The 18,938-nt window shown below is 73.8% G+C and carries 16 protein-coding genes; 15 read left to right on the top strand and 1 reads right to left on the bottom strand.

Going from position 1 to position 18,938, the window contains the following annotated elements; all coding sequences use genetic code 11:
• Positions 1–175: 175 nt before the first annotated feature.
• Positions 176–565 carry a hypothetical protein gene (locus BKA18_RS33720; RefSeq protein WP_366047268.1) on the bottom strand — a complete coding sequence of 130 codons (390 nt, stop codon included), beginning with the start codon at positions 563–565 and terminating at the stop codon, positions 176–178.
• A gap of 710 nt (positions 566–1,275) precedes the next feature.
• Between BKA18_RS33720 and BKA18_RS33715 the strand changes: the two genes are divergently transcribed.
• The 15 genes from BKA18_RS33715 (at position 1,276) to BKA18_RS33645 (ending at position 18,937) form a co-directional block, all read left to right on the top strand.
• A complete protein-coding gene (locus tag BKA18_RS33715) occupies positions 1,276–3,057 on the top strand; it encodes a phage tail sheath family protein (protein WP_366047267.1) in 1,782 nt (593 codons plus the stop codon).
• Between the two features lie 11 nt (positions 3,058–3,068).
• Positions 3,069–3,590: a phage tail protein gene (locus BKA18_RS33710; RefSeq protein WP_358924837.1), complete on the top strand. Its 522-nt coding sequence runs from the start codon at positions 3,069–3,071 to the stop codon at positions 3,588–3,590.
• Between the two features lie 5 nt (positions 3,591–3,595).
• The gene (locus tag BKA18_RS33705; RefSeq protein WP_366047266.1) at positions 3,596–4,321 is read left to right on the top strand and encodes a hypothetical protein; all 726 of its coding nucleotides are present in this window, start codon (positions 3,596–3,598) and stop codon (positions 4,319–4,321) included.
• Between the two features lie 1,406 nt (positions 4,322–5,727).
• The gene (locus BKA18_RS33700) at positions 5,728–5,877 is read left to right on the top strand and encodes a hypothetical protein (RefSeq protein WP_366047265.1); all 150 of its coding nucleotides are present in this window, start codon (positions 5,728–5,730) and stop codon (positions 5,875–5,877) included.
• Positions 5,874–7,061, top strand: a complete 1,188-nt coding sequence (locus BKA18_RS33695; RefSeq protein ID WP_366047264.1) for a Pvc16 family protein — start codon at positions 5,874–5,876, stop codon at positions 7,059–7,061. The genes BKA18_RS33700 and BKA18_RS33695 overlap by 4 nt, the downstream gene beginning before the upstream one ends.
• On the top strand, positions 7,058–7,384 hold the full coding sequence (locus BKA18_RS33690; RefSeq protein WP_366047263.1) for a hypothetical protein: 327 nt from the start codon (positions 7,058–7,060) through the stop codon (positions 7,382–7,384). The genes BKA18_RS33695 and BKA18_RS33690 overlap by 4 nt, the downstream gene beginning before the upstream one ends.
• 31 nt (positions 7,385–7,415) lie before the next feature.
• Entirely contained in the window at positions 7,416–8,057 is a 642-nt protein-coding gene (locus BKA18_RS33685; protein WP_366047262.1) for a hypothetical protein, read from the top strand.
• 30 nt (positions 8,058–8,087) lie between these two features.
• Positions 8,088–8,417: a LysM domain-containing protein gene (locus BKA18_RS33680; protein ID WP_366047261.1), complete on the top strand. Its 330-nt coding sequence runs from the start codon at positions 8,088–8,090 to the stop codon at positions 8,415–8,417.
• Entirely contained in the window at positions 8,414–9,532 is a 1,119-nt protein-coding gene (locus BKA18_RS33675) for a hypothetical protein (RefSeq protein WP_366047260.1), read from the top strand. Before BKA18_RS33680 ends, BKA18_RS33675 begins: the two co-directional genes overlap by 4 nt.
• On the top strand, positions 9,529–10,062 hold the full coding sequence (locus tag BKA18_RS33670) for a phage baseplate assembly protein V (RefSeq protein ID WP_366047259.1): 534 nt from the start codon (positions 9,529–9,531) through the stop codon (positions 10,060–10,062). Before BKA18_RS33675 ends, BKA18_RS33670 begins: the two co-directional genes overlap by 4 nt.
• 18 nt (positions 10,063–10,080) lie before the next feature.
• The gene (locus BKA18_RS33665) at positions 10,081–10,434 is read left to right on the top strand and encodes a hypothetical protein (protein ID WP_366047258.1); all 354 of its coding nucleotides are present in this window, start codon (positions 10,081–10,083) and stop codon (positions 10,432–10,434) included.
• Between the two features lie 4 nt (positions 10,435–10,438).
• A complete protein-coding gene (locus BKA18_RS33660; RefSeq protein ID WP_366047257.1) occupies positions 10,439–10,801 on the top strand; it encodes a GPW/gp25 family protein in 363 nt (120 codons plus the stop codon).
• Positions 10,798–13,725 (top strand): putative baseplate assembly protein, encoded by a 2,928-nt coding sequence (locus tag BKA18_RS33655; protein WP_366047256.1) that lies wholly within the window; start codon positions 10,798–10,800, stop codon positions 13,723–13,725. The genes BKA18_RS33660 and BKA18_RS33655 overlap by 4 nt, the downstream gene beginning before the upstream one ends.
• A complete protein-coding gene (locus BKA18_RS33650) occupies positions 13,722–16,847 on the top strand; it encodes a putative baseplate assembly protein (RefSeq protein WP_366047255.1) in 3,126 nt (1,041 codons plus the stop codon). Before BKA18_RS33655 ends, BKA18_RS33650 begins: the two co-directional genes overlap by 4 nt.
• The gene (locus BKA18_RS33645) at positions 16,844–18,937 is read left to right on the top strand and encodes a hypothetical protein (protein WP_366047254.1); all 2,094 of its coding nucleotides are present in this window, start codon (positions 16,844–16,846) and stop codon (positions 18,935–18,937) included. The genes BKA18_RS33650 and BKA18_RS33645 overlap by 4 nt, the downstream gene beginning before the upstream one ends.
• Position 18,938: the final 1 nt, after the last annotated feature.

The raw sequence follows: 18,938 nt of genomic DNA, 5'->3' as shown, positions 1-18,938 counted from the left end.
GTGGGTCGCACCAGGTCAGCACAAGTCTACGAGCCGGCACGGCCCACGTTGGTCACGACAAGCACCCCGGCGGTTACGGACCTCGTTCGCGTACCCGCCCCTGGCATGACATGACAGCACATGTCAGATGTGCTCCGAATTACGGCATGCCCGGCCCGCGAGAGACCTCTGGGTGTTAAAGGGTTCCCGGCCCCGGCGCTATTTCGAGGTGTGGCTCGTTTTCAATGTGCTTGTCTTCCTCTCGGAAGAGATCTTCGAGTGCTTCACGGAATCCGCGTTCGAACTCTTCCAAGGTCGGACCGCCGATGTCAGGGCCGATTTCCGGACCTTCGTATTGGTCGAAATCACCCCGCTTTCCGCGGGCCGCCCCGACACCTTCGAAATAGGCCTGTAGGTACGGCTCATCCAAGGGTGCCGGCGCCTCAGGTTGACCTTCCGGGTGATTCCAGCCGAAGTAGAACCCTTCGGCAAACCAGTCCGCAACGGTTTTGGGAGACTGGTTCGGGTCTCCCACGATGATGACTTCGGGAAGCGTGATGGTGTTGCCGTCATTCTGCTCAGTCATGGTGAATACCTTTCACGGGACGCTGTCGAAACGGCGTCGCACTTCCCTGAAGGGGCTTGCGAGTGACCGACACACCGTCAAGCCAGCACCTAAAGGCTGTCGACTCATGTGGAGCTGTCTCCGGAGCTGCCTGATGGTTGAAATCGGCACTGCCAGAGGTGCGATAACCCACTTCAGAATCACGCTGACGAGAGATGATCGCAACCCAATGTCTCGCGTCCCTGACTTCACGCGGTCAAGGAGCGTGAGAGCGAAATGGCGTGGTGCGAAAGGTAGTAGTTGCTTTCGGGTGACTGGATCGCCGCTCCCTCACATGACCAGCAATGACCGATCGCCAACGACCGATCGCTCCCGGCGTGCCGAGCCCCGAGGGAGCCGCGGAGGCCGCCGGTACCTATGTGACGCTCCCGAACCGGTTCGCCCAGGCGAGCGGCTGCCGCGCCCTGTTCCGGCGACGCTGTCACCGTGACCGTGTCCGCCCTCTGGCGGGGCCGTCCTCCGAGGCTCTTCCGGGGCCGAACAGCGCACGCCGCGTCACCTGATCGAAGCGCACGTCCCGCGTCGGACCACCACACGTGACGCTCGCGGCTAGCGTGCCCCGTGATCACGAGCACCGTTCTTCCCGGGTCACGTCTGCGGTTCCCTCTCTCCGCGCACTCCCCGGCCCACCGGGGGAGAAGGCCGTACCAGATGGACAGAAGGGGCCCTGCATGCCGATGAAGCTCACGTATCCGGGCGTCTACATCGACGAGGTCAAAAGCTCCGTCAGGACGATCACGGGCGTGCCCACGTCGGTCGCCGCGTTCGTGGGCTACGCGCCCCGGGGCCCGGTCGACCGGCCCGTGCACGTCACGAGCTGGGCCGACTACGAGACCGTGTACGGCGGACTCCAGATGAACAGCCCCATGAGCTACGCCGTCTACCAGTTCTTTCTCAACGGCGGCAGCGACGCGGAGATCGTCCGGGTGGTGAAGGCGGACCCGAAGCAGCTGAACACGGTCCGCGTGCCGCTCCCCGGCTCGCAGCGGCGGCAACTGCCCAGTGCCTCCTCCCCGCCGCCGGCGAGGAGTACGGGCCGGAGCAAGCCCGCCGCGGAAGGGGAGGCCGAGAATTCGCCCGCGGGCGAGGAGGGCGGAGAGGCCGGCACCCCGGCGGCCGACGCCCCCGCCGCCAAGCCGGCCGCCGCCAAGCCGGCCTCCGCCGGGCAGCCCTTCGAGCTCCTTGCCGCCTCGCCGGGCCGCTGGGCAGAGCGCCTTGAGGTGAAGGTCGACTACGACGTGGCGAAGCCCGAAAAGGACGGCGCGGGGGCAGCCCCGTCCTCCGCCAAGCCGGTGTTCAACCTCATCATCAAGGACAACGGCAACGGCCTGACGGAGACCTACCGCAACGTCACCACCGACCCGGACAGCCCCCGCAGTCTCGATCACCAGCTGGCCTCCTCCCAGCTCGTCCGGCTCGACCCGGACGAGGCCAACCGCCTCGCGGATGTGCTGCCCTCGGAGACGACAGGCCAGGCCCGGCCCTTGGGAGGCGACGCCGACGACCGCCCGTCGTCGGTCGCCGACTACACGGGCAGCGAAGCGCAGAAGACGGGCGTCCATCAGCTGCTGAAGACCGACATCTTCAACGTGCTCTGCCTGCCCGACTGCGAGTGGCTCCAGCAGAACAACCAAAACCTCACTGATCTGCTGACGCAGTCGGCAGCGTTGTGCGCCGATCGCCGTGCCGTCTTCCTGGTCGACCCCCCGGCCGCGTGGACGGCTCCCGAGAACGGTGACCCGGTGTCGGTCACCCAGCTGGTCGACCGGGTGAAGAGCACTCCGGTGCTGGAGGGCGACCTGGCGAAGAACGCCGCGGTGTACTTCCCCCGCGTCCTCGCGCCGGACCCGCTCCGCGGCGGGGCGCTGCGGCCGTTCCCGCCCTCGGGCGTCATGGCCGGCGTCCTCGCCCGTACCGACGTACAGCGCGGCGTGTGGAAGGCGCCGGCGGGTACGGACGCCTCCCTCAACGGTGTCGTCGACCTCGAAGTGCCGCTGACCGACGGGAACATCGGGGAGCTCAATCCGGTCGGGGTCAACTGCCTGCGACGGCTGCCGGCCGCCGGCCCCGTCGCGTGGGGAGCGCGGACCTTGCGCGGGGCCGACCGGCTCGCCGACGAATGGAAGTACCTCCCCGTGCGGCGCCTGGCGCTGTTCGTCGAGGAGAGCCTGTTCCGCGGCACCCAGTGGGTGGTGTTCGAGCCCAACGACGAGCCGCTGTGGGCGTCGGTCCGGCTCAACATCGGTGCCTTCATGAACACCCTGTTCCGCGCCGGAGCGTTCCAGGGCCGCACGCCCCAGGAGGCGTACCTGGTCAAGTGCGACAAAGAGAACAACCCGCAGAACGACATCGACCGCGGCATCGTGAACATCCAGGTCGGCTTCGCTCCCCTCAAACCGTCGGAGTTCGTGATCGTGCACATTCAGCAGCTCGCCGGGCAGATTCAGGTCTAGGAGGACGGCCGATGGCAGAGGTGACACGCCGGGACCCGTTCAAGAACTTCCGGTTCCGGGTGAAGTTCAGCGGCGCCACCGAGTACATCGCGGGAATCAGCCGGGTCAGCGGGCTGAAGCGGACAACCGAGGTGATCCGGCACCGGAACGGGGGTGACCCCGGAACCAGCCGCAAGCTTCCCGGCCGCACCGAGTACGAGCCGATCACCCTGGAGCGCGGCTGCACGGTGGACACGGCCTTCGAGGAGTGGGCGAACCGGGCCTGGAGCCTGCGCAATTCCTCGGGCGGCCTGGAGACGTCGCTGAAGGACTTCCGTCGGGACCTCGTCATCGACGTCTTCGACGAGAGCGGTAAGCAGGTGCTGTCCTACTCCGTGCACGAATGCTGGGTCTCGGAGTATCAGAGCCTGCCCGAACTGGACGCCGCCGCCAACGGGGTCGCCTTCGAGCACATCAAGGTGGAGCACCACGGCTGGGTGCGGGAGCACACCAACCCGCCGCAGGAACCGCAGTTCACCGACACCGCGGGGTGACGCGGGTGCCGGGGGAACTGACGGAGGAACGCGTCCTTGAGGTGTGGGAGCACGGGCTCCGGCAGCCGCCGACCACGCGGGCACCGCTCCTGGCCACCCTCGCGGCAGCCACCGGAGCGGACGTCACCCGCCTGTCGGTGGCCGCGCTCAACGCCCTCCTGCTGGACCTGCGTTCCGAGGCCTTCGGCGACACCCTCCCCTGTACGTCCGACTGTCCGGGCTGCGGCGAGAGCCTGGACGTCACGGTCAGCACGCGGGAACTGCGGCCCCCGGGGGCGGAGGCGGGTGGTGTGCCGGCCGAAGCCGGGACGGCGAGGCTGGTGGCGCAGGGGCTCGACGTCACGTACCGCGCCCTGACGGGCGGTGATCTGCTGGCCGTCGACCCGGACGGTCCGGACGCCCTCCACGCCCTGCTGCGCCGCTGCGTGGTGAGTGTCAGCCCGGCACAGGACCCGGTGCCCGACACGGTGCTGGAGGAGGTGGGACAGCGGCTGGCCGACCTCGACCCCGGCGCGGACACCACGGTCGCTCTGGCGTGTCCGCGGTGCCACCACCAGTGGACGGCGGCCCTCGATATCGCCGAGCACCTGTGGGCCGACATCGACGGCTGCGCGCGCCGCCTGTTGTACGAGGTCCATGCGCTGGCGCGGGCGTACGGCTGGTCGGAGGCCGATGTGCTGTCGGTGAGTCCGGTACGGCGGCAGTTCTATCTGGAGGTCGCCGCGCGATGACCGACTTCGTCGCCCGGTTGCTGCGGGAGCCGGGACCGAGGCTGCGGCCCCTGCCGCCCCACGTCTTCGATCCGTCCGCCCCACGCCTGCGCGGTGACACGCCCCGCGGGAGGCGTCGGCCCGGCGCCGCGACCGCCCCGACGACTACGGCCCCGGATCCGGGCACCGTAGCCCCCGCCCGCCACTCCGCAACGGGCTCACCCGGTCAGGAGGAGCAGGCGCCGAGTGCCGCGGCCGGGGAGGGGCGGGGCCGGTCAGCCGCCCGGACGAGGGAGGGGGGCGATGGCCGTACGGCGACCGGGGAGACGAGCCAGGCACCGGACCATGGGCAGGCGCCGGACCACCGGCAGGCAGCAGCCCGCCGTGGCGGCGAGGGGCACGGCCGGGCCGTCAGCGGCCCGCTGCGGGACGGCGGCCCGGCTGACTCCGGCGGACCTGTTCCGCCGTCGGCCGCGGCCGTACGCCCGCCGGTCGGCCAGGCTTTGACGCACCCCGTCCGGCCTTCGAACGACTCCGCTGCCGGCCGCCTCGGTCGGCGGCCGGATGGCCGCGGGCACCGCGCCGAGCGGGATGCGCAGAGCGGTCCGCAGGGGCGGCCGGCGGCAGGCGAACCGGTCGAGGACGCGGCGGCTCCGGAAGCCGTCGTCGCTCCGGCGATGCCCGCGGTGTCCTCTTCGTCTCCGGCTGGCCCGGATTCCGGACCGTTCCGCGCCGCCGCGCCGTCCCCCGCCACCGCGTCGTCCTCGACGGCATCCACGGCATCCACGGCATCCACGGCATCGAAGTCTCCGACGTCCCCGGCTCCCGGCCTGACCGGCGCGGACAACGAGCCCTCGGCGGGTCCCGGAATCCGGCGTTCGGCCCGCACGGCACACGCCCGACACGAATCGCCGGACACCGACCAGTCCCCCGTCACCCCCGCGGGACGCCCCAGGCCCGGCACCACGCCTCCCACTCCCGCGGACCTCCGACCGGGCGGCCGCAGCCCGCACGCGGCCGCCGCCGCTTCGCCACCGCATGCGGCCACCCCATCGAGCGGTGACGGTGATCTCCCGGGACGCGGGTCGGCGGCCGCAGCCCACCGGCCCACCGCCGCCGAGCCGCCCGCGGTGCCCGCGGCCCCCCGGCGACCCGCCGCCACGTCCGATCCCCGCACCCCCTCCGGGCGGCCGCTTGCGCCCCCGCAGGCCGGTGCCGCCTCCCTCCGTCCCCGGTGGCCCGCGCCCCCAGCCCGACCGGCTGCCACACCAACCGGCACCACCGACCCGCCCCGCCCGCCGAATCGGCTCGCGCCCCCGCACGCCGACCTCGCCCCGCCCCCGCCCACGCCCACGGACCCGCCCTCGTCCGTCGCGCGGCCAGTCACGGAACGGCCAGTCACGGAACGGCCAGTCGCAGAACGGCCGGTGGACACCGGAGCGCCCGAAACGGTCGTACGGATCACCATCGACCGGGTCGACGTGCGTACCGTCGCCCCGTCGAGCGCGGAGCGGCCCGGCCCCCGGCGGCTGCCCCGTCTGAGCCTCGACGCGTACCTCTCGGGGAGGCGGTCGTGAGCGACTGCCGGTCCGTGGCGGCGGTGACGGAGACCCTGCGTGCGCTGCTCCAGGACGCCGTGAGCGGTACGGTTCCCGGCGCCGTGGTGACGGCCGACGCACCCCGCGAGGCTGCCGACGAGCCGACCGCTGCCGAGCTGAACGTGTTCCTCTACCGGACGAGCGTCGACGGCGCCTGGCGGAACACCGACCCGGTGGGTGCCCGGCCCGGTGAGACCCGCCGCCCGCCGCTGCCCCTGGTCCTGCACTATCTGCTCAGCTGCCGCGCGCCCGCCGACGCCGCGGCCGCCGTCCCTCAACTCCTGCTCGGCGCGGCCATGTCGGCCCTGCACGACCGGCCCGTCCTGCCGCCCGACGCGTTGAGGGCAGCGGCCGGTTTCAGCGACCTGCACCAGCAGCCGGAACCGGTGCGGATCACGCCGGCCGTCATGAGCACCGAGGAGCTGACGCGGCTGTGGCGGGCGCTGGGCATCGGCGGCCGGCTCACGGTCGCCTATGAGGCGCGGATCGTTCTGATCGACAGCACGGTGCCGGGCCGGACCCCGCTGCCCGTGCTGCGCCGCGGGGAACTCGACCGTGGCCCCGAGGCCGCCGCGTCGGTCGCGGCTCCCTGGCCCGTCCTCCATGCCGTCCGCCCGACGGTCGCCGCCCCGAACACCGAACTGGAGCTGACCTGTAGTGGCCTCGACGCCGCAGCGGTGAGCGTCCGCCTGACGCACCCCGTGCTCGGCGGGCCCGTGGAGTTGCCGGCGCGGGTGACCGGTGCCGGGACCGTACGTGCCGTGCTCGGCAAGGATCACGGCGCGGGCCGCTGGTGGGTCGTCCTGGTCCTCACCGCCGCCGACGGCAGCCAATGCACCGCCGGCACCCGGACGGTGGACGTCGCCCCGCGCCTCACCGGCCGGCTGCCGTTGGCCACCGCTCGGGACGCCGGCGGCGCGGTGGAACTCATGGTGGAGTGCGCGCCCCGGGTCCATCCCGGGCAGCGCGTCGAGCTGCTGGTGGGCGATCTGCCCGTGCGCGCCGAGCTCTTCACCGAGCCCACCGGGACGCTGCGGTTCCGGATGGCCCGGGGCGCACCCGGGCGGCACGCGCTCCGCTTGCGCGTCGACGGGGTGGACAGCCCGCTCGTCGACGCCTTGGCCGAGCGGTTCGACGCGGACACGGCGGTGGTGATCACATGACCGCGCCCCGCGTCGAGCTGCGCATCCGGCGGCTGGTGCTGCACACCGCGCACGGTCCGGCGCAGGCCTCGGCGGTGCGGGCGGCCCTGGAGGCGGAACTCGCCGAGCTGATCTCGCATACGCCCGTGGACGGGCCGCGCGACCGGCAGGTCCACCGCGCCACCGCGTGGGCCGAGGCCGACCCCGCCGCCCTGGGCCGCCGCATCGCCCGCGCCGTCCACCATGCCCTGTACTCCGGCGAGTCGGGAGATCCGCGACGGGCACCGGGAGAGCCGGGACGGAGACCGGGAGAGCCGCGTCGGCAACCGGGAGAGCCGCGATGAGGACACGACCGACAGCAGGTGATCGAGCAGCATGACCACCCCCGCGCCGCACCGCGGCGGCTTCGTCTTCCTCGACCCCGAGCGGGGACAGGTACTGCGGGTCGTGCCCTTCCAGTACAACCCCGACCAGCTCACCCGCACACTGCGGCCGCAGGGCATCGGTGACGACCCCGGGGACCGGCTGGAGGCGCTGCGGCTGCACGGCCCGCCCCGGGAGACCTTCCACGTCGACGCGGAATTCGACGCGGCCGACCAGTGGGCCTCCACGGCCGGTCCCGAACCACCCGCGGACATCGGCCTGTTCGGGGCGCTGTCGGCCCTGGAGCTGGCGATCTGCCCCACGAGCGAGCAGCTCACGCAGCAGCACGAGCTGGCCTCCCGGGGCCTGCTGGAGATCGCGCCGGTGGAGGCCCCGCTGCCGGTGCTGGTGCTCGGCCCGCGCCGGGTCCTGCCGGTGCGGATCATGGACGTCGCCGTGACCGAGGAGGCCTACGACGGGCAGTTGAACCCGGTCCGGGCCCGGGTGTCGCTGACGGTGCGGGTGCTCACCGTCGACGATGTCGGTTTCGCCCACAAGGCGGGCGGGCTGTACCTGCGCTATCAGCAGGGCAGAGAGCGGTTCGCGGCACTGGTCGGCTACGGCCCCGGAGCGGTCGGCTACCCGGGCGGGTGAGCGGCGCGCGATGACCCCGAGGAGGACAACATGTTCGAGCCCAGCAGCAGGTACTACGGGATTCCCACGACGGTGCACACCCTCCCGGACGGCCGGCGGGTCAGCCACCTGCGGCGCCGATTCCTGCCGCAGCCCGAGGAGCTGGCGGCCGTCGGCGTGCACGTCGTGGCGGCCGGGGACCGGCTCGACCGGATCGCGGCCCGGCACTACGGCGACCCGGAACAGTTCTGGCGGATCGCCGACGCCGGCCGGGCTTTGTGGCCGGCGTCGTTGACGGCGGTGCCGGGCCGGCGGTTGCGCCTCACCCTGCCCGCCGGCGTACCGGGAGGCCGCGCCTCCGACGGGGCCGGGCGGCCATGACCTCCCGTCTGCATCTGATGCTGCTCACCGGTGACGCGGTGCCCGAGCCCGCCCCCGCCGCGCTCATGGACGCCCTCCACCATGTGCGGGTCACGTCCGCCTCCGGCGTGACGAACGGCTTCCAGCTGACCTTGGCCTTGAGCCCCCGGTCTCCACTGCGGCAGGCGGTGATGCCCGGCGGAGCACTCGGGGTGAAGAAGCGCGTCGTCGTGGCCGTGGTCCTCGCGGGCCGCTGCCAGGTGCTCATGGACGGGGTGATCACCCGTCAGGAGGTACACGCGGGGCAGGCGCCCGGTTCGTCGTTCCTCACGGTCACCGGCGAGGACCTGTCGCTGCTGATGGACCTTCAGCACGTACGGCGCGCCTATCCGGGGCTGCCGCCCCACCTGCGGGCGGTGACGGTGTGCGCCCGCTACGCGCAGTACGGGATCACCCCGCTGGCCGTGCCACCGCTCCTCACCGACCGGCCCGACCCGGCGGTGGCGATCCCCGTGCAGGTGGCGACCGACCTGGCTTACCTCCGCGCGACGGCCGCCGACGTGGGACACGTCTTCCACCTCGAACCGGGGCCCGAGCCGGGCCTCAGCACCGCCTACTGGGGCCCGCAGAAACGCCAGGGTGACGCGCAGCCGGCCCTCACCACGGACTGCGGCGCCGCGGACAACGTCGAGGAGCTGAGCTTCGCCTTCGACGGTCTGGCCGCCACGCGGTACGGCACCCACCATGTGGACCCCGGCTCGCGGGACATCTCGGAGGTCGTCCCGCCCGAACCACAGGTGCTGCGCCGGAATCTGGCCGCGCAGCCGGCCCCGGCCCTGTGCGAACGGCCGCTGACCGGCCAGACCGGGCGGTCCCTCACCCGGGCCCGACTGGCCGGGCTGGGCCGGGAGGTGTCCGGCGACCCGGTCACCGCCCAGGGAACGCTGGACGTGCTGCGCTACGGCCATGTGCTCAGCGCCCACCACCTCGTGGGCGTGCGCGGGGCCGGGCCCTCCTACGACGGGAGCTACCTCGTGCGCAGTGTCGCCCACGACCTCACCAGGAGCACGTACCGGCAGCACTTCACCCTGGCGCGCGAGGGCCTGGTCTCCGATACCCAGGTGGTGAGCCCATGACCGTGGAGACGATGCGGCAGTGGCAGGGCCTGTACCAGGGCGTCGTGGTCTCCGCCGTGGACGAGTCAAGGGCGGGGCTGCTGCAGGTCCGGGTCCCGGAGGTGCTCGGTGCGGACGTCTGCGTGTGGGCCGCTCCGCTGACCCCGCTGGCCGGGGCGGACTGCGGCATGTACGTGGTGCCGCCGACCGGGGCGGGGGTGTGGGTGCAGTTCCTCGACGGGGACCCCGACCGGCCGGTGTGGGTGGGTTTCTGGCGGGGCGGGCCCGGGGATGTGCCGTCGGCCGCCCGGTCGGCGGATCCGGGCACGCCGCAGATCGTCCTCGCCACTCCGTCCCAGAGCGCCCTGGTCATCAGCGACCAGCGGGGGCCCGCGGGCGGGATCAGGCTGCAACTGGACGGCGAGAACGGGCCGTTCATCCACCTCAGCAACATGTCCATCGAGATTTCCTGCGGCGGGCCCGAAGGAGCCAGCATCAAGCTCGCGGGCAACCAGGTCATCATCAACGGCGGCGCTCTGATGGTGCAGTGAGGAAGAGCGAGGAAACCGATGCCCGGACTGCTGCTTCACTACGGCGCCACGATGATGTGCGCCCATCCCCCCGGCAACGTCACCATCCCGGCGCCGTCCCAGCAGCGGGTGCTGGTGGGCTCGTTGCCCGTCGCGACCGCCGCCGACACGTTTCTGGTGGCCGGTTGCTCGTTCCCGGCCACGTCGCTGGGGGCTCCGCCCTGTACCAGCGTCACCTGGCTCCAGGCCTCAAGCCGGGTCTTCGTGCAGGGCGTGCCCGTCCTGCTCCACCCGACGCCGGCGCCGAGCCTGGCCCCGGCGCTGGGCGTCGGCACGCCGCCGCCCAACCCTCCGATGGTGATGGCCCTGCAGTACAGGGTCTCGGGGATGTGACCGCATGGACATCGGCTTCCCGTACCGCGTCGACAGCCGCGGCCGCACCGCACACGTCGAGCACGGCGGACACGTACGCGACATGGTCGAGCAGGTGCTCTTCACCACCCCCGGGGAGCGGGTCAACCGCCCCGACTTCGGCTGCGGGCTGCTCGACCTGGTCTTCGCCGGGAACAGCCCGGAACTGGCGGCGACCGTGGAGATGACGGCCCAGTCCGCGCTCCAGCGCTGGCTCGGCGACCTGCTCACGGTGGAGTCCCTGACGGTCAGCAGCGAGGACTCCGCCCTGGTCGTGCACGTCACCTACGCCCTGACGGCTACCGGGGAGCGCGGCAGCCTGACGGTCCGCGAAGGGACGCCGGCATGACCGTCACGAGCGAGCCCGGCAACCCGGGCGGCGGGGACCGCGGCGGCGCGACGGCGTACGAGGAGGTCGCCGGGATCGAGCAGGTGCACGTGGACGCCGGGCGGCGCACGCTGACCGTCACCTTCTCCGGCACGCTCCCGGCCCGCCTGGACCGCCACAGCTTCCGGGTCGAGGGCGGGCAGCGGGTCACCGAGATCCGCGTCCTGCGCGTCGTACGGCACACCTCGGCGGAGGCGGGCGGCAGTCCGGCGAACCGTCTGACGTTGACGCTGGACCGGCCGGGAGACGAGTCCACCTACCGGCTGCGCGCCCTCGGCAGCGGCTTCCGTCGCGGCCGCGACCGGGCCGCTTTCCGCTTCCACCCCACCGACCGCGCGCCGGCCCCCGCCCCGTCCGCCCCCGAGCCGGCGCCTCGCCCCTCCGCCTGGCCCGCCCCGGCCATCGACTATCTGGCCAAGGACTTCGCGAGCTTCCGGCGCCTGCTGCTGGAACGGCTGGCGCTCACGCTGCCGAAGTGGACCGAGCGGCGGGCGCCCGATGTCTGGGTCACCCTGGTGGAACTCCTGGCCTACGTCGGGGACCACCTCAGCTACCAGCAGGACGCCGTGGCCACCGAGGCCTACCTCGACACCGCGCGGCTGCGTACCTCGGTGCGGCGCCACGCCCGCCTCGTCGGCTACCCCATGCACGAGGGCTGCGCGGCCCGTGCGGTCGTCTGCGTACAGACCGACGCCGCGGTGCCGGTGCGGACCGCCGACCTCGCCTTCACGGCGTTCCCGGTGGACGGGACCCCGGAGACGGTCGGGCCGGTGCTGCCCCTGGACCTGCTGGTCACCGGCCGGCACCCGGTGTACCGGCCGATGGAGCGCCGGGAGATGGTGCTGCGCCCGGAGCACAACCGCATCCCGCTGGTCCCGGACAGCCGGACGGAGGCCCACCTGCCGGCCGGTGCGACCCGCGCCGGCCTGCTGGACGGTGACGGCACGGAACGCGCCCTGCGGTTGGTCCCCGGTGACCTGCTCGTCCTGGAGGAGGTGGCCGGTTCCGGACCCGACGACGGCGCCGGCCCCGGTCCCGCCCGGCGGCAGGCCGTCCGGCTCACCCGCGTCACACCGGACGTCGACCCGGCCACCGGCACGCTGCTCGTCGACGTGGAGTGGGCCGACGAGGACGCGCTCACCTTTCCGCTGCGCGTCGGCCCGGCCGACGGCCCCGGCCGCCCGCGCCCCACCGCCGTTGCCTGCGGCAACGCCCTCCTGGTCGAGCAGGGCATCGAGAACACCTGGCTGTCCGGCGGTGGCGGGGAGGAAATCATCCAAGTCCCCGGGCCGGCCGAGGGGCACGCCGCCCCGGCGCCCGGCGACGCCGTCGGGCCGGATGCCGCCGTATCGTCCCGCGACGCCGACGGCAGACCGCGCACGGCCGCGGCCGTGCGCCGTGCCCGCCCCTTCGTGACGACCCTGAGCGGCCGCCACGTCACCTGGTCGCCGCCCCATCCCCGGCCCGCGGATCTCGCCGCCGCACAGGCCCGGCAGCTGACGGGCCTGGCCACCCGGGCCCGGAACCGGCTGCGCGATCTCCACCAATCGGTGACGGCGCTGTCCGACGAGGACCGGGATTTTCTCGACGTCCTGTTCGGGGAGCGGCAGTTGCGCGGCCTGTCCGACGACGACGATCCCGGCAGGGTCCTCGGCCGACTGCTGTCCCGTTTCGACGAGTTGCTCGAACCGAAGCTGCGCCGCCTGGAGGCCCTGGACCGGCGCGCCCGGTCCGGATATGTGCTCGACCCCGAGGACACCGGCTGGGAACTGGCCCAGACCTGGGGCCGGGCCGCCGCATGGGCGGTCCACCCGGACAATCCCGCCCTGCACGGCTCGGTCCGCGGCGCCCTGCGGCCCGACCCCCGCGAGGCCGTGCCCGCGCTGCGCCTGCACCCACCGAAGGACGGGGTCGACGGGGACGACGCCGGGCTGCCCTGGACGCCCCGGCGGGACCTCCTCGCGAGCGGACCGTGCGACCGTCATGTGGTCGGCGAGACCGACGACGACGGAGTGCTCGCGCTCCGTTTCGGCGACGGCCGCAGCGGAGCCGCGCCCCGCCCGGGTACGCGGCTGTGCGCCGAGTACCGCATCGGCAACGGGCAGGAGGGCAACATCGGTGCGGAGGCCGTCAACCGGATCGCCTCCCGGGTCCCCGGTGCCCTGGAACACGTCACCGCGGTGCGCAACCCGTTGCCCGCCACCGGCGGAACCGACCCGGAACCGGTCGCCGAGGCGCGGCTTGCCGCCCCCCGCGAACCGTTCCGCGGGCTGCTGCGCGCCGTCACCGCGGAGGACTACGCCACCCTGGCGGCGGCCCGCTCCGACGTGCAGCGGGCCGCCGCCACGCTGCGCTGGAACGGAAGTTGGTACGAGGCCGAGGTGGCCGTGGACCCCCTCGGAGCCCCCGATCCGTCGCCCCGCCTCCTGGAGGAGGTGCGCGCCTCCCTGCACCGCTTCCGCCGCATCGGGCACGACGTGGTGACGCGTCCCGCCGTACAGGTGCCGCTCGACGTCGCCCTCGACGTGCTGGTCGGCCCGCACTGCATCGCCGATCACGTGCGCGCGGAGCTGCTGCGCCGGCTGCTGCCGGGGCGCGGGCCCGACGGCGGCCCGGGATTCTTCGATCCCGACGCGCTGACGTTCGGCACCCCGGTCCGGGCCGGCGCCCTGATCGCCCTGTGCATGAGCGTGCCCGGTGTCCGCAACGCCGAAGTGACCCGGCTGCGCCGGCTCCAGGCGCCGGGCGAGGGCGTGGCGGCCGGGGTGGACGTGCCGCCGACGGGTGAGCTGAGACTGCGCCCGCTGGAGATCGTCCGGCTCGACGCCGACGCCGCCCACCCGGAGAACGGGCGCCTCGTGCTGCGTGTGAGAGGAGGACGATGACCGGCTCCCCCGAGGGCCACGGCCCCCGTACCGACGGCAGGGACCCCCGTCCCGCTCCGGTGTGGAACCGGCCCGGGCTGCCCGCGCTGCGGTACCGCGTGGGCACGTACGAAACGTTCCTCGACGCGATGCTCGCCCGGCTGCCCCGGGCGGGGAACACCGCCCTGGCCGGACTCACCACCCGTGAACCGGACGACCCCTCCCTCGCCTTGCTGGACGCCTTCGCCGTCCTCGCCGACGTGCTGACCTTCTATCAGGAACGGATCGCCGACGAGGGCTACCTGCGCACCGCCACCGAGCAGGCCTCGCTCGTGCGGCTGGGACGCCTGGTCGGCCACCGGCGGCGGCCCTCCCTCGCCGCGTCCACCCACCTCGCCTACACCCTCGAAGCGGGCGCCCGCACGGTCGTCCCGGCGGGATCGCGGGTCACCAGCCGGCCGGCCCCCGGCGGCCTGCCGCAGACCTACGAGACCAGCGAGGACCTCGTCGCCCGCGCGGAATGGAACCGGCTTCCCGTACGCACCACCCGGCCGCCGTCCCTGACCGCCGACGTCGCCGCCCGCATGCCGTCCCTCGACATCGCCGGGGTCCAGCACACCCTGCGCCCCGGCGACCGGCTGCTGTTCACGTACGACGACCCGCGCCTGAACCTGACCCGCCTGGTGGACAGCGCCCGGCCCGACCCCGCGCACGGGCGGACCACCGTGCTGCTGAAGGTGCCCGACGCGCCCCGGCAGCTGCGCAACGCGGTCGAGGCGCTGCGCGAGGACGGGGAGGAGGCCGCGGCCCGGCTGCCGTCGGGAGGGCCGCTGGAGGACCTGCTCCAGCTCATGCGGGAAGTACGGCACCGGGCCAGGGAGTTGCGCGACCCGGACGCCCTGGCCGCTTCGCTCGACCGCAAGCTCCGCGCGCTGCGGGAGTGGCCGGCCGGTGCGCCCCGGCCTCCCGAGGCCGAGGCGCTGATCGAGCGGGCGGCCGTCCGGATCGCCACGATCAAGGCCGCCGCCCGGCAGATCGCCGAGCCAACGGCCGGCGCCGCCCCGGCTCCGCCCGACGGCTCGGCCGAGCGTGCGGCCCTGCTGCAGGACCACGCCGGCGCCGGCCGGCACATCCTGCATGCCCTCGATCCCCTGCTGCACGCCATCGGGCGGCACCCCGCCCCCGCGGGTGGGGCCGCAGGCGTGGCCGACGTCCTCGGCGCAGGGTCCGACGCGCTCCCCCGGCTGCTGGCCGACGGCGGCACCGACGTGACCGCTTCCCTGGGCCGCGCGCTCGGCGTCGTCTCGGTGTCGACCGCCCCGCCGCCCGGCGTGTGGTGCTTCCGCGTGAAGGCCACGCCGATGGGCGCCACCCTTCCCGACGACGCGCGGGTGCGGCGGCTGCTGCACGCGGCCGCGCCGCACGCGGCGGAGGCGGCCGAGCAGCTCTCCGGTGACGTGCTGCTGCTCGACTCCGTCTACGACGAGATCCTGCCGGGCAGTTGGATCGCCGTCCGGTGGGCGGACGACTCCCCCACCCGCGTGCTGAAGGTCACCGAGGTCGCCCAACTCGCCGTCGCCGACGAGCAGTACGCCCTGCGCGTGACCCGGCTGCGCCTGGACCGGCCCTGGACCGACGACACCGGGGACATCACGGCCCGCCGCGCCACCACGGTGTGGGCCGCCGGTCAGCCGCTGGTCCCGGCGCCCTCGCCCGACCCGTCCGCCGTTGCGGGCGACACGATCCGGCTCGACGGGGTCCACGAGGGGCTGACGCCCGGCCGGCCGCTGATCGTGGCCGGGGAACGCACCGACATCGCGGTCGAGGACGCCTCGGCGGGCGGCCGGAGCACGGGGGTGCCGGGCGCCGAACTCGCGGTGCTCGTGGGCGTGCGGCACGGCTTCGACGGAACGCCCTTCGACGACCGCGTCAGCACGACGCTCCTGCTGGACGCGCCGCTGACGCACGCCTACCGGCGCGACACGCTCGTCGTCCACGGCAACGTGGTCCCGGCGACGGCCGGGGAGACGTGCGAGGAGGTCCTCGGCAGCGGAGACGCCGGCCGGGCCGGCCAGGTCTTCCCGTTGCGGCGGGGCCCGCTGGCCTGGATGCCGTCGGCGACGCCCGACGGGGGCCGGGAGGCGCTCACCGTCCGGGTCGACGACGTGGTGTGGCGGGCGTCCGCCGACCTCGCCGACGAGGGGCCGGCCGCCCGGGCGTACCAGCTGCGCGCGGGCGTGGACGGCGCGGCGGCCGTCGAGTTCGGCGACGGCCGGCGGGGCGCGCGACTGCCCACCGGCAGGGAGAATGTGACGGCCCGCTACCGGGTCGGGGGCGGCAGCGCGGGAAATGTCGCGGCCGGGCAGATCAACCAGCTGGTCGACCGGCCGTTGGGGGTCAACGGAGTCACCAACCCGCTGCCCGCCGCCGGTGGCGCGGACGCCGACGGGCCCGACGAGCTGCGGCGGCCGATCCTCGTGCGGCCGGCCGCGCTCGACCGGTTGGTGTCCGTACGCGACCACGAGGACTTCGCCCGGGCGTTCGCCGGGGTCGACAAGGCCGTGGCGCGCCGGTGCGCGGCCGACTCCCGCCCCGTCGTGCACGTCACCATCGCCGCCGCCACGCCGGACGCCACCTCGCCGGAGGCCGCCGCACCGCTGCTGACGGCCCTGCGCACGGCCATGGCCCGGTACGGTGACCCCGCTCTGGCGGTTCGGGTCGAGCACTGCGAACGGGTGCGGCTGGTGCTGGCGCTCGGTGTCCGTACGGCACCCGGGCACCGCCCGGACAAGGTGGAGCAGCGGGTCCGGGACGCGCTGGCGGCCGCCCTGGGCTTCGCGGCGGCGGAACTGGCCGAACCGGCCTTCCTCAGCACCGCCGTGGCCGCCGCGCAGGCGGCGCCCGGCGTCGACTTCGTCACCGTGGACGCCTTCGGAGGGTTTCCGGAGAGCGCCGAGGCATCCGAGATCGTCCGGTTCGCCGGCCGTCCCTCGGTGGCTACCTACGTCCCGGCCCTTCCTGCCGGGTACCGCGCGGTGCGTGACGCGCCACCGGAGGCCGCGCGAACCGTGCTGCGGCCCGCCCAACTCGCGCTGCTGGACCCGGCCGTACCCGAGACCCTGGTCCTGCGGAGGATCCCATGACACCCGACGAGTGGTACGAGCTGCTGCCCGCGCTGCACCGCAGACTCGACGCGGAGGGCGGCCGCCGCCTGTACGCGCTGCTGGACGTCATCGCCGAGCAGGCAGATGTCGTCCAGGCGGACATCGAGCGCCTCTACGACAACTGGTTCATCGAGACGTGTGACGACTGGGCTGTCTTCTACCTCGGCGAACTCATCGGCTACCAGGCGCTGCCGGGAGCCACCGCCGTTCCCCGGCGCGACGTCGCGGAGACCGTGATCAACCGCCGCCGCAAGGGCACGCTCGCCCTGTTGGAGGACTTGGCGGCAAGCGTGGCGGACTGGCCCGCGCGCGCCGTCGAATACCGCCGGCTGCTCAGCATCACCCAGCCGGTGCGCCGCTATGCGTCGAACAGCCGGGTCGACCGGCGCCGACTCGGCTACGGCGGGCTGGTGGACGTGCGCCGGGTCGACGCCCTGGACCGCCTGGGCGGCCCCTTCGACGAACTGGCGCACACGGTGGAGGTGGCAGGCACCGGGTCCGGTCGGCGTCCGGGCAGGTACGGCCTCGGCGGGGTCGGGCTGCACGTGTGGCGGTCGCGGACGTACGCGGTGACCCGGGCCCCGGCGTTCTGCCTGGATGCGGACCGGGGCTGTTACGCCTTCCACGTACTGGGAATCGACACCCACCTGGTCACCAGGCCCGTGCCCGAGCCCTCGCCATGCCACACCGCGGACGAGACCAACGTGCCGGCGCCGATCCGGCGCCGGGCGCTGGCCGAGCGACTCTGCGACTACTACGGGCCGGGCAAGAGCCTGTGCCTGTGGACCGGACCGGAGGCGCACCGCGAGCCGGTGGCGCTGGACCGGATCGTGGCCGCCGACCTGTCGGACTGGCACTACCGCCCCGGAGCAGGCCAGGCTGCCGTCGATCCCGTCCTCGGCCGTCTCGTCCTGCCGCCCGGTGACAGTCCGGACGGCCGGGTGTGGGTGAGCTACCACCACTCCTTCGTCGGTGATCTCGGCGGCGGCGAGTACGCCCGGCCGGACTCCGCCCCGACCGGTGCGGAGGTCCACTACCGGGTCGGCCCGGGGCGGGACCACGGGACGATCGGCGAGGCGCTCGCACGCTGGCGCGCGGAGAAACGCGCCCACCCCGGCAAGGCCGCAGCGGTCGTCGAGGTCTTCGGCAACGGCGTCACCGAGGATCTGACGGACGTCCTCCTCGACCGGGGTGATCGCCTCACCCTCCGGGCCATGGACGGGGCCCGCCCGGTCATCAGGCTGGGCACCCCGTTCCATGACGAGACACGGAACCTGCGGATCACGGGCACCGGCAGTGGTCCCGGCACCGCCCCCCTGCCGCGGATCGTCCTGGACGGCTTCCTGGTCACCGGCGGAGGCGTCCAGGTCCAAGGGCCCGTGGGACGGCTCCTCGTGCGGCACTGCACTCTCGTTCCCGGCCGTCAACTCGGTCCGGGGTGCGTCCCGTTGGCGTCCGGGATGCCGAGCCTGGAGATCGTCGGCAGCCCCGTCCGTACCGAGGTGCACCGCAGCATCCTCGGCACGATCGCGGTGGCGGGCCCGGACGGCACGGCCGAACCGAACCCCGTCGTGCTGTACGACAGCGTGCTGGACGCGACCCACCGGGACGTGGCGGCGCTGCGGGGCGCCGACGACGGCCCCGCCGCGGTCCGCCTCACGGCGTGCCGGACCACGGTCATCGGAACGGTGCACGTTCAGGCGGTGGAGGTGCTGGACAACTGCCTGCTGGACGGGCAGGTCCGGGTCGCCCGCACGGCCGAGGGCGCGGTGCGGTTCTGCTGGCTGCCGCCCGGCTCCCGCACACCGGCCCGGTCGCACTGCCAGCCCGAGCAGTCCGGTGACCCCGCGCGCGTGGTCCTGCGCTTCGCCGGCCGACGGTACGGAATGCCGCACTACGTCGAGCTCGCGGACGACTGCGCCGAGGAGATCCGCCGGGGAGCCGACGACGGATCCGAACCCGGCGCGCTGCACCACCTCTTCCGGTCCCAGCGGGAGGACAACCTGCGCACCCGCCTGGCCGAATACACCCCTGCGGGGTGCGACGCGGCACTGTTCTTCGCCACCTGAT

The organism is Streptomyces auratus, from assembly GCF_050433025.1.
GTDB lineage: Bacteria > Actinomycetota > Actinomycetes > Streptomycetales > Streptomycetaceae > Streptomyces > Streptomyces sioyaensis.
This window is presented reverse-complemented; position numbering and strand designations above follow the sequence as displayed.

Bases quoted from the DNA above. Each gene is read 5' to 3' on its own strand.
- BKA18_RS33670 (WP_366047259.1), top strand. From the start codon at position 9,529: ATGACCGTGGAGACGATGCGGCAGTGGCAGGGCCTGTACCAGGGCGTC.
- BKA18_RS33660 (WP_366047257.1), top strand. From the start codon at position 10,439: ATGGACATCGGCTTCCCGTACCGCGTCGACAGCCGCGGCCGCACCGCA.
- BKA18_RS33675 (WP_366047260.1), top strand. From the start codon at position 8,414: ATGACCTCCCGTCTGCATCTGATGCTGCTCACCGGTGACGCGGTGCCC.
- BKA18_RS33655 (WP_366047256.1), top strand. From the start codon at position 10,798: ATGACCGTCACGAGCGAGCCCGGCAACCCGGGCGGCGGGGACCGCGGC.
- BKA18_RS33650 (WP_366047255.1), top strand. From the start codon at position 13,722: ATGACCGGCTCCCCCGAGGGCCACGGCCCCCGTACCGACGGCAGGGAC.
- BKA18_RS33710 (WP_358924837.1), top strand. From the start codon at position 3,069: ATGGCAGAGGTGACACGCCGGGACCCGTTCAAGAACTTCCGGTTCCGG.
- BKA18_RS33715 (WP_366047267.1), top strand. From the start codon at position 1,276: ATGCCGATGAAGCTCACGTATCCGGGCGTCTACATCGACGAGGTCAAA.
- BKA18_RS33645 (WP_366047254.1), top strand. From the start codon at position 16,844: ATGACACCCGACGAGTGGTACGAGCTGCTGCCCGCGCTGCACCGCAGA.
- BKA18_RS33665 (WP_366047258.1), top strand. From the start codon at position 10,081: ATGCCCGGACTGCTGCTTCACTACGGCGCCACGATGATGTGCGCCCAT.
- BKA18_RS33685 (WP_366047262.1), top strand. From the start codon at position 7,416: ATGACCACCCCCGCGCCGCACCGCGGCGGCTTCGTCTTCCTCGACCCC.
- BKA18_RS33680 (WP_366047261.1), top strand. From the start codon at position 8,088: ATGTTCGAGCCCAGCAGCAGGTACTACGGGATTCCCACGACGGTGCAC.
- BKA18_RS33690 (WP_366047263.1), top strand. From the start codon at position 7,058: ATGACCGCGCCCCGCGTCGAGCTGCGCATCCGGCGGCTGGTGCTGCAC.
- BKA18_RS33720 (WP_366047268.1), bottom strand. From the start codon at position 565: ATGACTGAGCAGAATGACGGCAACACCATCACGCTTCCCGAAGTCATC.